This window comes from Nonomuraea sp. NPDC003214 (assembly GCF_053590035.1).
In genome coordinates, this window is record NZ_JBSFSX010000001.1 from 497550 (window position 1) to 512083 (window position 14534).

14 protein-coding genes are annotated in these 14534 nt (G+C 74.4%); 5 read left to right on the forward strand and 9 right to left on the reverse strand.

All coding sequences use genetic code 11. The annotated features are described in order from the left end of the window. The first annotated feature begins 3 nt into the window (after positions 1–3). A complete protein-coding gene (locus ACWDXC_RS02335; RefSeq protein ID WP_219508360.1) occupies positions 4–549 on the forward strand; it encodes a TetR/AcrR family transcriptional regulator in 546 nt (181 codons plus the stop codon). Here ACWDXC_RS02335 and ACWDXC_RS02340 read toward each other — a convergent pair. The 6 genes from ACWDXC_RS02340 to ACWDXC_RS02365 are packed head-to-tail and all read right to left on the reverse strand — an operon-like array spanning position 539 to position 8478. Next, the gene (locus ACWDXC_RS02340; protein WP_357583919.1) at positions 539–1738 is read right to left on the reverse strand and encodes a hypothetical protein; all 1200 of its coding nucleotides are present in this window, start codon (positions 1736–1738) and stop codon (positions 539–541) included. The two genes, ACWDXC_RS02335 and ACWDXC_RS02340, sit on opposite strands and share 11 nt — an antisense overlap. A 9-nt stretch (positions 1739–1747) precedes the next feature. Continuing rightward, positions 1748–2131 carry a RidA family protein gene (locus tag ACWDXC_RS02345; RefSeq protein WP_219508358.1) on the reverse strand — a complete coding sequence of 128 codons (384 nt, stop codon included), beginning with the start codon at positions 2129–2131 and terminating at the stop codon, positions 1748–1750. Beyond that, the gene (locus ACWDXC_RS02350) at positions 2128–3216 is read right to left on the reverse strand and encodes an alanine racemase (RefSeq protein ID WP_449977167.1); all 1089 of its coding nucleotides are present in this window, start codon (positions 3214–3216) and stop codon (positions 2128–2130) included. Before ACWDXC_RS02350 ends, ACWDXC_RS02345 begins: the two co-directional genes overlap by 4 nt. A gap of 58 nt (positions 3217–3274) precedes the next feature. Beyond that, entirely contained in the window at positions 3275–4801 is a 1527-nt protein-coding gene (locus ACWDXC_RS02355; protein ID WP_449977169.1) for an N-acyl-D-amino-acid deacylase family protein, read from the reverse strand. Positions 4802–4819: 18 nt separating this feature from the next. After that, entirely contained in the window at positions 4820–7795 is a 2976-nt protein-coding gene (locus ACWDXC_RS02360; RefSeq protein WP_449977172.1) for a DUF4153 domain-containing protein, read from the reverse strand. Continuing rightward, entirely contained in the window at positions 7792–8478 is a 687-nt protein-coding gene (locus tag ACWDXC_RS02365; RefSeq protein WP_219508354.1) for a response regulator transcription factor, read from the reverse strand. The genes ACWDXC_RS02360 and ACWDXC_RS02365 overlap by 4 nt, the downstream gene beginning before the upstream one ends. A gap of 73 nt (positions 8479–8551) precedes the next feature. Here ACWDXC_RS02365 and ACWDXC_RS02370 point away from each other — a divergent pair, with 73 nt between their 5' ends. The 3 genes from ACWDXC_RS02370 (at position 8552) to ACWDXC_RS02380 (ending at position 11246) form a co-directional block, all read left to right on the forward strand. Further along, on the forward strand, positions 8552–9391 hold the full coding sequence (locus tag ACWDXC_RS02370; RefSeq protein ID WP_449977174.1) for an arylamine N-acetyltransferase family protein: 840 nt from the start codon (positions 8552–8554) through the stop codon (positions 9389–9391). Positions 9392–9446: 55 nt separating this feature from the next. Then, positions 9447–10946 carry a protein kinase domain-containing protein gene (locus ACWDXC_RS02375; protein ID WP_449977177.1) on the forward strand — a complete coding sequence of 500 codons (1500 nt, stop codon included), beginning with the start codon at positions 9447–9449 and terminating at the stop codon, positions 10944–10946. Between the two features lie 105 nt (positions 10947–11051). Then, positions 11052–11246, forward strand: coding sequence for a hypothetical protein (locus tag ACWDXC_RS02380; RefSeq protein WP_219511221.1), 195 nt, complete (start codon positions 11052–11054; stop codon positions 11244–11246). Between the two features lie 24 nt (positions 11247–11270). Here ACWDXC_RS02380 and ACWDXC_RS02385 read toward each other — a convergent pair whose 3' ends face one another. Both ACWDXC_RS02385 and ACWDXC_RS02390 read right to left on the reverse strand, forming a co-directional pair. Further along, a complete protein-coding gene (locus ACWDXC_RS02385) occupies positions 11271–11588 on the reverse strand; it encodes a DUF3817 domain-containing protein (RefSeq protein ID WP_449977180.1) in 318 nt (105 codons plus the stop codon). A gap of 2 nt (positions 11589–11590) precedes the next feature. Then, positions 11591–12376, reverse strand: a complete 786-nt coding sequence (locus tag ACWDXC_RS02390; RefSeq protein WP_449977183.1) for an SURF1 family protein — start codon at positions 12374–12376, stop codon at positions 11591–11593. Between the two features lie 103 nt (positions 12377–12479). On the opposite strand from ACWDXC_RS02390, the gene ACWDXC_RS02395 reads away from it, so the two are divergent. Continuing rightward, positions 12480–12650, forward strand: coding sequence for a hypothetical protein (locus tag ACWDXC_RS02395; RefSeq protein ID WP_219511226.1), 171 nt, complete (start codon positions 12480–12482; stop codon positions 12648–12650). A 70-nt stretch (positions 12651–12720) separates the two neighbouring features. Here ACWDXC_RS02395 and ACWDXC_RS02400 read toward each other — a convergent pair whose 3' ends face one another. Continuing rightward, positions 12721–14463, reverse strand: coding sequence for a gamma-glutamyltransferase family protein (locus ACWDXC_RS02400; protein ID WP_449977187.1), 1743 nt, complete (start codon positions 14461–14463; stop codon positions 12721–12723). Positions 14464–14534: the final 71 nt, after the last annotated feature.

A 14534-nucleotide genomic window follows, 5' to 3' on the forward strand; every position in this document is an offset into this window, starting at 1 on the left:
CGCATGGCGCCGAGGAAGCAGCAGGAGATCTTCGATGCGACGTTGCGGCTGGTGGCCGAGAAGGGCTACGCGGGGCTGACGGTCGAAGGGGTCGCCGAGCGGTCGGGCGTCAACAAGACGACGATCTACCGCTGGTGGCCGTCGAAGGCCGCGCTGCTCGGCGCCGCGCTGGTGGAGGCCGATCTGCTGGCGTTCGAGGCGCCCGACACGGGCAGCCTGCGCGGCGACCTGGTCGCGCTGGTGGAGGGGCTGCGCCGGCTCCTGACGGAGCCTCCGGCGCGCGACGTGGCCGTGGCCGCGCTGGCCGCCGCCGTCGACCATCCGGAGCTGGACGTACGGCGCTTCTTCGCCGACCGGTTCGCCCGCGAGCGTCAGGTCTTCGAACGCGCGGCGCGGCGCGGCGAGCTGGCGGCCTCGGCCGACCCGATGCTGATCGTGGACCTGCTGGCCGGGGCGGTGTGGGTGCGGGCGGTGTTCCGCGGGCAGCCGCTCGGGCCCGGGTTCGCCGAGCGCACGGTGTCGCTGGTCCTCGACGGAGTCAGCCCTTGACCTCGGCCAGCGCGGCCGGGATGCGCTCCAGCACGGGGTGCGGCACCAGCCCGTAGGCGTAGAAGTCGACGGCCGCCGCGCCCGCCGCCTTGGCCCCCCGCGCCTTGGCCACCAGCCGGTCGGCGGAGTCGCTGTCGGGAAACCCGGGCCGAAGCACGGCCCGCACCTCCCGGTCCTTGCCCACGGAACGCAGGTAGGCGCCCACGTCGTCGGCCACCCGGGCGGCGTCGCGGGCGTAGGCGAGCACGCCGAAGGCGGGCACCAGGTCGCCGAGCGCCACCAGGTCGACCCCGAACTGCCAGGCGTCGTGGGCGGCCAGGCCGGGCGTGGGCAGGCCGTCGGTGTAGCCCTTGACCGCGCCGGTCGAGTCGATGAACACCAGTTTGGAGCCCTCGTCGGCGACGGCGGACGCCACCTCGGAGACGAGCGTGGTGACGGTCTCGGAGCGGGCGCGGGCGTAGGCGACGACCTCGGGGCCGGCGTAGGCGGTGAGCGCGGCCCTGGTCACCTCGCCCTGCGCGGGCGGGTCGCCGTCGAGCACGCTGCCGACGATCCTGGCGCACTCGTCCCGCGCCACCTCGGCGTTCACCCCGAGGTCGGTGGCGCGGCGCATGCAGTAGTCGCAGAAGCACAGGCCGAACAGGTAGGCGTCCATCGGCCCGAGCGGCACGAACGAGCGCTGCGGCTTGTGCGGCCTGAAGTGCAGCGACTCGGCCACCACGCTGTCGACGCCGAGCCGGGCGACGGCCCTGGCCAGGGCGACCGCGTAGTCGCGCACGTCGGGGTGGGCGGGGCACAGGTCGGCCAGCGCGCCCCGGTCGCCGAAGCAGTCGCGCACGCTCACGTCCGGGTGCGCCTCGCCGATGGTGGCGTTGCGCAGGAACACGGTCCAGCCGTGGAGCTTGAGCCCGCGCGCCGTGCAGGCGGCGCGCAGGCCGTCGAGCGCGTCCTGGTGCCCCGCCGTCGGCGTGAGCCGCAGGCCGGAGAACAGGTCGGCCGGCGGGACCAGGTGGGCCCCGTCGTGCCTGATGGTCAGCCGGGACAGCCCGTGCGGGGTGACGTCTCGGGAGGCGTGGTGGACGGCGCCGACGGTGACTCCCGCCACGCCGTAGGCGCTGATCCTGTCGAGCACCCGCTCGACCCCTTCGCCTCGCAGGTCCTCCACGAAGACGTACACCGAACTGTCCACGAGCCGACCTTACGCGCTCTTGTGCGCGACGAAGTCGATCTCCACCAGGATGTTCATCAGCTCGGACCCGACGGTGGTGCGCACCGGGTACGGCTCGGTGAAGTAGGACTTGTAGACCTCGTTGTAGGCGGCGAAGTCGCGGTGCAGGTCCTGGAGGTGGACGGTCGCCTTGATCACGTCGTCGAAGCCGAGGCCGTGGGCCGCCAGGATCGCACCGAGGTTGCGCATGACCTGGTGGGTCTGCGCGGCCACGTCGTCGCCGCCGACGATCTCGCCGGTCTGCGGGTCCAGCGGGCCCATGCCGGAGGTGTAGACGAAGTCGCCGACCACGAGACCCTGCGAGTAGGCGCCGACCGGGGCGGCGCCTTCGGTGGTCCTGAGCTCTTTCTTCATGTCAACTCCTGGAAACGGGTGGTGATGGTGCCGACGACCCGGTATTCGCGGTCGACGAGGGGAAGCGCCCGCCACTTGTCGAAGGCGGTGCACGGGTGCGAGATGCCGAAGGCCAGCAGGTCGCCGGGCCTGAGCCCGTCGGCGTGCACCACCGCGTGCTGGTCCTGCATCTTGACGATGGTGACGCCGCCGCGCCTGGGGATGGGCAGGCCCTCGTCGTACGGGGCGTCGCGCTTGCCCATGCCGACGACCGCCAGGCCGGGCTCGGGGGTGGACAGCACGTGCGCCCACACCTCCAGGGCGGGCCACAGCTCGCCGTCGATCCGGTTGAACGGGGTGCGCTCGCGGTAGTAGCCGTCGTCGTGGGTGACGTAGGCGCCGCTGCGCAGCAGGATGCGGGCCTGGGTGGCGGCGAGGTGGCGGCCGATCACGTCGAACCACTGGCTGCCCCCGACGCTGAGGATCGGGGTGCGGATGCGCAGGTGCTCGGCGGCCTCCTGCAACTGGTCCAGATATTTCCGGACCTCTTCCGCCGACTTCAGCGACCCCTCGTACCCGGCGACCCCGGCCAGCTCGACCAGCTCGACCCCGCCGGTCTGCTGGACGTACGCGGCCAGGGCCAGCAGGTCGTCCAGGCTCCGGCATCCGGCCCGGCCCCCGGCGTGCCCCAGCTCGACCAGCACCCGGAACGGCCGCGCCCCGGCGTGCGCGGCCAGGATGTCCACCCCGGCCGCCGAGTCGGCGAACGACAGGAACTCGAACTCCGGATCGCGCTCCAGCTCACCGGCCGCCCACCGCAGCCCGGCGGGGTCCACGACCTGGTTGGCCACCATGATCCGGCTCACGCCGAACTCGCGCACGGTCATCGCCTGGCGCGGCGTGGCCACGGTCAGCCCCCACGCCCCGGCGTCGAGCTGCATCGCGGCGATCTCCGGCGACAGGTGCGTCTTGGCGTGCGGCGCCAGCTCCAGGCCGTGGTCGCGGGCGAACGCGGCCATCGTCGCGATGTTGTGCTCCAGCGCGTCGCGATGCACGACCATGAGCGGGAACCCGAGCTCGCCGTCGAGCACGGAGTGTCCAAGCATCTCCCGCACATCTCCCCCTTTTGTCCGCTTCTGACCTTATCCTGTGGATCTTGTACGGTCAGCGCGGGCGCAGGGCCCGGCCGGGGGTCGCACCGGTCAGCTCACCGGCCGCCAGCACCCGCTGACCCGACACCAGCACGTCGTCCACGCCGGCGGCCAGCGTGCGCGGCGCGTCATAGGTGGCCTGGTCGCCCACCGTCAGCGGGTCGAACACCACCACGTCCGCCGCGAACCCGGGCCGCAGCAGCCCGCGGTCGTGCATGCCGAACCGCCTGGCCGGATGCGAGGCCAGGTGCACCACGGCCTGCTCCCACGTCCAGTCGCCCAGCTCGCGCACGTGCCGCCCGAGGAACCGGGCGAACGCCCCGAACCCCCGCGGATGCGGATGGCCGCCCACGTAGATGCCGTCGGAGCCGCCGGTCTGCGACGGATGCCGCAGGACCGCCCGTACGGACTCCTCGCCCGCCGGGCCCTCGTCGGGGCGCGCGGCCACGCAGCCGGCCTCCAGGCGGGTCTCCACGAGCAGGCGGCGGCAGAACGCGGCGGGATCGACGCCCGCCCGCTCGGCCGCCTCGACCATCGTCAGCCCCTCGGCCCACTCCAGGCCGGGCGCGTGCGAGATCGTCAGCCTCGGCCACGTCGGCGCCAGCCCCGCCCACCAGGCGTCGAGCTCGGTGGAGGCGATCATCTCCAGCGCCCTGTCGACCTCGGCGCCCGGCACCGACGGCGGCAGCACCACCATGGCCAGGATCGTGCTGGCCCGCAGGTAGGGGTAGGTGTCGAAGGTCAGGTCGACGTCCTTGCCGTGCGCCTCGTCGATCAGCGGCAGCAGCACGTCGGCGGGGCCGTGCAGGTGGGAGACGTGCACCGCGGCGCCCGAGAGCTGCGCGATCTCCACCACGTCCGCCATGCCGACCCCGGCGCGGGCGCCGTAGGCCCGCATGTGCGTGACGTACGGCAGGCCCGCCAGCGGCCGGCAGAGCTCGGCCAGCTCCCCGGCGGAGGCGTAGCGGCCCGGCAGGTACTCCAGGCCGCTGGACAGCCCCACCGCGCCCTCCGACAGCCCGCGCTCCACGCGCGCCAGCATGCCCGCCAGGTCCTCGGGCGAGGCGGCGTCCGGCGAGGCGCCCATCACGTCGTAGCGGATCGTGCCGTGCGGCAGCAGGTAGGCGGTGTTGAGCGCCACCGAGCGGTCGTAGCCGTCGAGCAGCTCGGCCACCGTCAGCGGCCCCTCGGTGAGCAGCCCGTTGACGGCGGCGAAGTAACGCGAGGCGTAGGCGACGGTCTCGGCGGAGCCCGGCGCGAACGACAGCCCGTCCTGCCCCAGCACGAACGTGGTCACGCCCTGCCGCAGCGCCGCGAGCTGCACCCCCCGGTCGAACACCACGGCGTCGCCGTGCGCGTGGCAGTCGACGAACCCCGGCGCCACCAGCCGCCCGGCCGCGTCGATCACCACCGCCGCGCCGGCCCCGTCGAGGCGGCCCACCGCCGCGATCCTGTCGCCGGAGATCGCCACGTCGGCCCGGTACGCCGGCGCTCCGGTGCCGTCGAGCACCCGGCCGCCGCTGATGACTACGTCGAACATCACCCCAAGATTCAACCATCAGGAACCGCGGCCGGACACGGCCTGACAGGACGACTGCGCGATCACCGGGCGTTCCGCCAGCAGGGCGCGGGCCCGTGACCTGTCCAGGTTCCAGCCGTTCCACGAATCCGGCTCGTCCAGGCCGTTGGCCCTGACCACGTCGGCCAGCACGCAACTGCGCTGCGGCTCGGGCAGCCGGTCCAGCGCCGGGACCGCCTCCGCGCCCAGATCGCCCAGGTAGTCGGCGTCGAGGTTCTGCACGCCGCGCAGCGTGGCCTGCGACTCGGCGACCCGCAGGTCCGGGTTCGCCATCCCGAAGACGCCCAGCCCGACCGCGGTCACCAGCACGATCGTGCGCGGCAGCCAGCCCGTGCCGCGCCCCGCCAGCCGGACCGCCCCGGCCAGCAGCACCAGCGCGAACACCGCGCCCAGCCACCACACCGTCGCCTCCACCGACAGCCGCAGCCGCGACAGCCCGTACGCGTCCGTGTAGAGCTCCATCCGGTGCAGCGCCGAGACCAGGATCACCAGCGTCAGCCCGCACAGCAGGCCGAGCGGCGCCGACAGCAGCCACCGCTCGCCCCGCTCGGCCCGGACCGTCCCCGCCGTGAACGCCACGATGCCCAGCACCGCCACGCTGGCCACGACGAGCTGGAAGAAGCCCTGCCTGGCGTACTCGGCGTAGGTGAGCCCGGCCGTCTCCAGCACCCACGCGTCGCCGCCGAACAGCGCCGTGATCTGGACCGCGACGAACGCCGCGAACAGCAGGTTCACCGCCGTCAGCGGCACCAGCCAGACGGCCTTGCTGACCCGCACCCGCACCTCAGGCGCGATCGGGTCCACCACCGGCCGCAGCGCCACCAGCACCACCGCCGCCAGCAGCACCGCGAACACCCCGAACAGGAAGATGCGCACCGGCAGCGACTCCGCCCATTCCGGCGCCGCCGTCAACCGGTCCACGTAACCGGCGAACACTGGGTCCGCCGAGGCGAACAGCACCCCGAACACCAGCAGCAGCACCGCCGTGATGCCCAGCCCCGCCAGCGTCGGCAGCACCCGCCGCCGCGCCGCCAGCCCCTTCAGCGGCCTGGCCACGAACCACGGCAGCGGCCCCAGCGCCAGCAGCACCGACGCGCCGCCCCTGATCACGCCCAGCCAGCCCAGCCCGGCCCCCGACACCGCCAGCGCCACCAGCCCCGCGCCCGCCACCAGCAGGAGACCCACCAGCCAGTCGGCGTCCCGCACGGCCGCCATCGCGATCAGCCAGTACGCCGCCAGCCCGAACGCGACCGTCCACGGCGTCATCCGCCGCATCACCGCGGGCAGCGCCGCCGCCCCGATCATCACCGCGACCAGCACGATCCCCAGCCCGACGTGCGCGTCGGGCAGCGCCACCGCCGCGAACACCCCCGCCCCCGCCGCCGCCGGCAGCAGCCAGCGCGGCGTCTCCGGCACCTCCGGCCTCGGGAACACGGGCGGCGGCACGTACGCGGGCGGCCCGCCGCCGGGCTGCGGCTGCGCACCCCGCTCACCCTGGTACGGGACGGCCGTGGCGCGGGCCCTGTCCGCCGCGCGGCGGGCCGAGGCGGCGCCCATCGACGCGCCCGCCGCCCCGAGCACCAGCGTCGTCCCCGCCACCCACACCAGCAGCCCGGCCCCGTCACCGAACACCGTGGCCGCGAACACGGCGAGGAACAGGCCCCCGACGAACCCCGCCATCACGCCGAGGACGAGCCCCACCAGGACCCGCGCCAGCCCCTCCGCCGCCCCGATCCCCTTCGCCACGGCGGGCCTCTCCGGCATGCGTACGGGCTCCATCGGTGTGGGGGCGACCGGCGGGCCCTCGGCGGGCGCCGCAGGGGCGGCCTGAGGAGCTTCGGCTGCCGCGTCGCCGGTCACCGCCGCCCCGACGAGCGCGGCAGGGACGGGGACGGGGACGGGGGGACCCTCGCCGGCCTCCCTCGCGGTCACGGGGGCGGCGTCCGAAGGACGGTCGGCGGGCATGGTGATCCTCCCGGGCAGATCGACGACCATGCGGCACCCCGCGCAGTCGTCGATGCGGATGGAGCCGCCGTGCAGTTCGACGATCTCCTTGACGATGGCCAGCCCCAGCCCCGCGCCGCCCGCGTCGGCGGTGCGACCGGCGTCGAGGCGGGAGAAACGCTCGAACACCCGCCCCCGGGCGTCCCGCGGGATGCCCGGCCCCTGGTCGGCGACCGAGAGCGTCACCCCGGCCGCCGACGCCGAGGCGGTCACGGTGACCGACCCGCCGGAGGGGCTGTGGCGTACGGCGTTGTCGAGCAGGTTGGCCAGGACCTGCGCCAGCAGGTCGGGGTCGGCGCTGACCGCCAGCCCGGCGGGGACCGCCGCGCGCAGCCGGACGTCCTCGCGCGCCAGCGACGCCTCCAGCACCGCCTGCTCGGCGAGCGGCGCGAGCTCGACGACCTCCGGCTCGATGAGCCGTGAACCCGAGTCGAACCGCGACAGGTCCAGGAGCTGCGCCACCAGCCGCCCGAGCCGCTCGGTCTGGGCGAGCGCGGTGCGCATGGTGACGGGGTCGGGCGTGGAGACGCCGTCGACGACGTTCTCCAGGACGGCGCGCAGGCCGGTGATGGGGGTGCGCAGCTCGTGGCTGACGTTGGCGACGAGCTCGCGGCGCTGCCTGTCGACCTCGCCCAGGTCGTCGGCCATCGCGTTGAACGCCCTGGCCAGCTCGCCCACCTCGTCGCGGGAGGTGGCCCGCACGCGCAGCGTGTAGCGGCCCTGGGCGATCGTCTGGGCCGCCCTGGCCATCTCGCGCAACGGCTTGGTCATGCCCATCGCCAGGAGCTGCACCATGATCAGGGCGAGCACCACGGCGACCGCGATCCGGACGTCCCTGGAGAAACCGGCGTTGATGCCGACCTCGTTCACCACGAACGCCGTGCCGACGGCCAGCACGATGACGATGCCGAGCTTCACCTTGATCCGGCCGAGGAAGTCCAGCGGCCTCATCGGCGCACCAGCGCATAGCCGACGCCGTGGACGGTGCGCACCACGTCCGGGCCGAGCTTGCGGCGCAGCGCCCGTACGTGACTGTCGACGGTCCTGGTGGCGGCAGCCTCCGAGAACCCCCACACGTCCGACAGCAGCCGCTCCCGCTCGAACACCTGGCCCGGCCGCTCCGCCAGCCGGCGCAGCAGGTCGAACTCGGTCCGCGTGAGCTGCGCCTCCGTGCCGCCCACGAACACCCGCCGCGCCGCCGTGTCGATCTCCACCTCGCCGACCCGGACCACGGCGTCCTCGGTGGTGGCGAGCTGCCCGGCGCGCTCCACCCGCCGCAGCAGCGCGTGGATGCGGGCGACCAGCTCCCGCATGCTGAACGGCTTGGCCAGGTAGTCGTCCGCGCCGACGCCGAGCCCCACGAGCACGTCGGTCTCCTCGCCCAGCGCGGTCAGCATGAGCACCGGCACCGGGCGGGCCGCCTGCATCCGGCGGCACACCTCCAGCCCGTCGAGCCCCGGCAGCAGCCGGTCCAGGATGACCAGCTCCGGCTCCGCCCTGCCGTACTCGGCCAGCGCGGCGTGCCCGTCGGCGGCGACCCGCACGTCGAACCCCTCGGCGGCGAGCCGGTCGCGCACGGCGCGGGCGATGGTGGCGTCGTCCTCGACGACGAGGATGCGTCGCTGCTCTGTCACGCCGGAAAGCCTAGAAGGGGGCTGTGCAGAGGGCACTCCCCAATTCGTGCACATCCGGTGCAGACTTGGGCAGGTGAACGTGCCCGCGTACCTGAACCGCCTCCGCCAGCCCGCCGCCCCGCCCTCCGCCGACGCCCTGCGCGCGCTGCACGCCGCCCACGTCGAACGGGTCGCGTACGAGGCTCTGGAGGTCTGGCTGGGCCGGCCGACCACGATCGACCCGGACGAGTCGGCGGCGCGCATCGCGGCCGGGCGCGGCGGCTACTGCTACCACCTCAACGGCGCGTTCGCGGCGCTGCTCGCGGCGCTCGGCTACGACGTCACCCGCCACGTGGGCGGCGTCCAGAACCGGGGCGGCGAGGCCGGCATCACCGCCAACCACCTCGTCCTCACCGTGCGCGGCCTCCCCGCGCCGGACAACCCCGGCGGCGCGTGGCTGGTCGACGCCGGGCTCGGCGACGGCCTGCACGAGCCGCTCCCGCTGGTCGCGGGCACGTACCGGCAAGGACCCTTCACGTACGGGCTGCGTCCGTCGCAGGTCGCGCCCGGCGGGTGGCGGTTCGACCATGACCCGGCCGGTTCGTTCATCGGCATGGACTTCGGCCTGGCCCCGGCGGAGATGAGCGCCTTCGAGGCGATGCACCGGCATCTGACCACCTCGCCCGACTCCGGGTTCGTGCGGACGGCCGTCGTGCAGCGGCGCGACGCGCTCGGCGTCGACACGCTGCGCGGGCTGGTGCTGTCGCGCACCGGCGGCAAGGTGCTCACCGTGACGCTCGACTCGGCCCGCGACTACTACGCCGCCCTGGCCGACATCTTCGAGCTGCCCCTCGACGACGTGAGCGCGGCCGAGAAGGACAAGCTCTGGATCAAGGTGCACGCGGCGCACGAGGCGTGGCTGACGAGCACCTGACCGGGTACACCATCCCCTGCAACGGCCCCCCGGTCCCGGAGGCGAGAAGCCGGCCATGACACAGACCAGGAAGCTCGGCGGGCGCTACCGGCTGCTGAACCCCCTCGGCGGCGGAACGCTGCTGCTGGCGTTCGACGAGCACGAGCACCGCGACGTCGTCGTGCGGATGCTGCGCGTCCCCGCCGAGTCCCGCGAGCTCGCCGTGATCGAGGCGCGGCGGGCCGCCGGGTTCGCCCACCCCTCGGCGGTGCCGCTGCTCGACGTGCTCGTCGACTCCGGCGAGGCGTGGCTGGTCATGGAGTTCGTCTCCGGGGCGTCGCTGGAGCAGAGCGTACGGGCGCGGCGTCCGCTGGCCGTCCAGCAGGCGGCGCGGGTCGGGGTGTGCGTCCTGTCGGCGCTGGAGGCGGCGCACGCGGCCGGGATCGTGCACGGGCGGGTCAACCCGGCCAACGTGCTGCTGACCGGGACCGGGCGGGCGCTGCTCACCGGGTTCGGGATGCCCGCGCCCGGCATGCGGGAGTCGGCCGACCTGTGGTCACTCGCCGCCACCCTGCACTTCGCCGTCGAGGGCCGCCCGCCCGGGCAGGCGCCCGCCACCGGCGCCGACCCGCTGCGGACGCTCATCCGGGCCATGCTGCGGCCCGCCGGGACACCGCCCACGCCGCTCGTCGCCGCCACGCTCGCCCGGCTGGCCGTCGACACCCCGCTCGACCACGTCCTCGCCGCCCGGGGGCCGCTGCCGCCCGGCGAGGTCGCCGCCATCGGGCTCGCCGTCCTCGACCAGCTCACCGCCCTGCACACCGGCGGCGCCTGCCACGGGGCCGTCCACCCGGGCGCCATCCTCCTCGACGCGGCCGGCCGGGCGACGCTCATGCCCAGCCTCGCCCCCGCCCGCGCCTCACTCCCCCCGGGCCCGGCCCGAGGCCGCCACGCCCTCCCGCCCCCCGCCCCGCCGTCCGGCCCCACCGCCCCGCCCCCCGGCGCCGCACCCCCGGACTGGCCCCAGCCCACCCCGCCGGACGGGCGCACGCCCCTCCAGGGCCCTTCGCCCTCCCTCCAGGAAGGCGCACCCCCGTACGGCAGCGGGGCCATCCCCAACGGGCGGGACCCCGCGCAGGGGACTCCCCGCGAGAGCGCACCCCCGTACGGCGGGGTGGCCGTACCGCCGGGAGCCGCCCCGCCCGGGTGGGCCGGCAGCCGCGCCCTCGGGGAAGCCGCGTCCCAGGCGCCCCCGGCCTCCCTCCGGGAAGGCGCGCCCGCGGGGCGGGGTGACGGGCACACCCCAACCCAGGGGGCGCCCCCGTACGGCGGGTTTCAGGGCAGTGTGTACGCGCCGCCGGAAGGGGTGGTGAGTGCCGCGGGGGACCTGTGGTCGCTCGGGGCGGTGCTGTTCGCGGCCGTGGAGGGGCGTCCGCCGGTGCCGGGGGCGGCGCTGGCCAGGGCGGGGGTGATGGCGCCGGTCCTGGTGGGGTTGCTGTCCGGGGACCCGGCGCGGCGCCCGGCGCACGGGGTGCTGCGGCGGGAGTTGCTGGCCGCGCTGGCGCACGCCGGTTGAGATAGGTCGCGAATTGGAACCACGCCGGTGGCTCCAATCGTTGGACGGGCGACGCACAATGTGGGAGAGGCGGGGCGTGGGCCCCGCGTTCGGAGGAAGCTGAGGATGTCGCCAATCACGAAGTACGCCATCGGCGCAGGCGCCGCCGTCTTGCTCTCGCTGTGGTTCTTCGGCCCCGGGTTCATCACCCTGCTCGTCATCCTCGGCGTGGTCGCGGCCCCGGTGGTCGGCTACATGATGCTGGACCCGTCGCAGCGTGAGCGGTTGAAGCGGGCGCGCAGGCGCGGCATCGGCCGTTGACGAGCGCGGCGGGCGGCGGGGGCGTCAGGCCTCCGCCGTCTGCCCGTCCACCTGCCCGGCGACGCGCACGGTGACGCGGCGCTCGACGTAGAACGACAGGAACGGCACGGTGCCGCCGAGCATCACGCCCAGCATGTACGGCCAGGACCAGCGGGCTTTCATGCCCAGGTTCATCACGGCGACGAGGTAGAGCATGTAGAGGCCGCCGTGGATGGGCGCGATGACCTTCGACAGCCCGTCGACGCCGAAGCCGTAGCGCATCACCATGGCGACGCAGAGGATCAGGAGCATGACGCCGACAATGTAGGCGAGCACCCGGAAGGGCTTGAGAGCCGATTCCACCGTTAACCTTCCAGAACCATCTCGGGGGACCCGGCTGTCCGGTCCCGGTCACTCCGTACGGCGTCGCGTACGAAGTGGAACCACATGAACACGGCGAATCCGGCGAAGATCCACCAGTTGGCGGCGTAAGCCAGGTTACGCCACGTGAGCGTGCCTCCGACCACGGGCGGTGACACCTCGACGGGGGTGAGGGCGGCGCCGGCGGCGGGCTGGGCGACGACGAAGCCGTTGCGCACCTTCTGCCCGCTCCACAGGTTGATCAGCTCACCGGTCGACACGGTCTGCACCTGGCCCGCGGGCACGCCTTCGGGGCGGCGCTGGACGCTGTCGGTGCCCTGCGGGGGGCGCAGCCTGCCTTCGACGGTGGCGCGTCCGGCGGGCACGGCGGTGCCGGGGTCGCCGGCCTGGGCGACCCAGCCCCGGACGACGGGCATGAGGGTGCCGTCGTCGAGCCGGAGCGGTGTGAGGACCCAGTAGCCCTCGCCGCGTGAGACGTTGCCGCCGGGCGCGTCGACGTGCGGCGGCCGGTCGGCGACGAGGAGCTGCCGGTCGGCGTCGTAGACGCCTTCGGCGGTGACCCTGCGCCCGACCGCTGCGGTGAGCATGTGGCCGCCGACGTCGGAGAGCGTGGTGACGCTCACCGGCGCGGGGTCGGTGGTGGCCTGCGGCTTGCCCGAGTCCTGGAACACGCCGAGCTGCCAGCGCCCGAGCAGGATGAACGCGGTGACGACCGCGATCGTGAGCAGGTGCAACCCCATGACGCGCAGCGAGAACAGGGTCTTGAGCATGGTTCCAAGCTATCCGCCCGGGGGGCCGGTCTCGTAACCAACCCACCCGTGGATCACGCGAAAAGGCGCAAAAGCGGCAGGCGATCCCGCTAGGCTGCTGCGCATGTCTGACCAGCATATCGACCCTGCGGGCAACACTCAGCAGTTCCGCGCGTTCGCGCAGCGGTCCGAGCAGGAGTCCAAGACGGTGAAGAAGTCGCCGGTCCTGCCGATCGTCGCCGTCGTCGTGGTGGTCGCCGCCATCGGCGTCGCCGCGTTCCTGCTCCTGCGCTAGCGCCCCGGGGCCGGACCCTCCCCCGCCACACGCCGTGGCGGGTTCTCGTCGTGCCCCGGGGCCGCGCCGCTCAGCGGTGTGAGCCGGCCACCATCGCGCTGCCGCCGCCGCGCCTGACCGGCTCGGCGACCGCCTGGATCCGGCCTCGGCCGAGGAACTCCAGCGCCGTGGCCGCCCCGATCTCCGGGTTCAGCACCAGGTCGTGCCCTCTCGCCTCCAGTTCGGTCTCGTACGCGTCGAGGAACGCCTGCTCGGCCTGCGTCTGGGCGGTGTTGCGCTGGGTGGCGCGCGGCGCGGCGAGCGCTTCCGGCAGCCGCATGCCGAGCTCGTACCGGTTGACCAGGATCTGCAGCACGGTCGTGATGATCGTGGAACCGCCGGGCGAGCCGAGCGCCATCACGGGCCTGCCGTCGTCGAACACGAGGGTCGGCGCCATCGACGAGCGGGGCCGCTTGCCGGGGGCGGGCAGGTTCGGGTCGCCGGGGGCGGGGCCGAAGGTGAAGTCGGTCAGCTCGTTGTTGAGCAGGAAGCCCCGGCCGGGGACGACGATGCCGTTGCCGCCCATGGACTCGATCGTGAGGTTGTAGGCGACGACGTTGCCCCACCGGTCGGCGACGACGAGGTGGGTGGTCTCGGGGCCTTCGGCGGCGGTGGGGGTGGCGGGCGCGGTGTCCGAGGGCGGGGCGCAGGGCCCGTAGTCGCCGTCGGGGGCGCCGGGCGGGGCCGGGTGCGCGATGGCGCGCTCGCCGATCAGGCAGGCGCGTTCCTTGGCGAAGCCGTCCGACAGGAGCTCGCGCAGCGGGACGCCGGGGATGTCACCGACGTAGGCGTTGCGGTCGGCGAAGGCGAGCCGGGACGCCTCCAGGTATTCGTGCACGCCGACGCGGGGCAGCGCGTCGAGGATGTTGAGCGCCTCCCCCACGGTCGAGCCGCCGGACGACGGGGGCGCCATGCCGTAGACGGTCAGGCCGCGGTAGCCGACGCGCGTGGGCTCCCGCAGGAGGGCCCGGTAGGCGCGCAGGTCGCCGAGCTCCATCAGGCCGGGCCGGACGTTGCGCGTCGAGCCGGGGGTCACGGGGGGCCGTTTGACCGTTTCCACGATCTCGCTGCCGAGCCGCCCGCCGTACAGCCACTCGGGACCGCGCCGGGCCAGCTCGCGGTAGGTGGCGGCGAGGTCGGGGTTGCGGAAGACGGAGCCGACCGCCGGTGGCGCGCCGCCGGGCAGGTAGAGGGCGGCGGTGGAGGTGAAGTCCTTGAACCGGGCGGCGTTCTGGGCGGTCTGGTCGTGGAAGGTCTGGTCGACGACGAAGCCCTTGGACGCGACCTCGATCGCGGGCTGGAGCGCCTGGCGCAGCGACAGCGTGCCGAACCGGCGCAGGGCGAGGTCCCACTGGGCGACGGCGCCGGGGACGCCCGCCGACAGGCCGCTGGTGACGGCCTCCTCGAACGGGATGCCTTCGAGGCTGGTCGAGGTCATGGCGCGCGGGGCGGTCTCGCGGCCGTCGATGGTGTGGACCTGGCGTCTCCTGGCGTCGTAGTAGACCATGAAGCCGCCACCGGCCAGCCCGGCGGAGTAGGGCTCGGTGACGCCGAGCACGGCGCCGGCGGCGACGGCGGCGTCCATGGCGTTGCCGCCGCGCCTGAGCACGGCGACGGCCGCCCGGCTGGCGTCGAGGTCGACGGTGGCGACGGCGCCGCCGTGGCCTTCGGCGACGGGGACCTTCTGCGGGGGCGGGTGGTGCGCGGCCACGGCCGGGGCGGCGGGGGCCAGTGAGACGAGGACTGCTGCTGCGGGAACGATCACTCGGCGCATGGTGTCCACGATGACCCAGCTACGCCTGTCGTGGTAGGGCCCCCTGCCACAACCGGAGGATGCGATGGTCA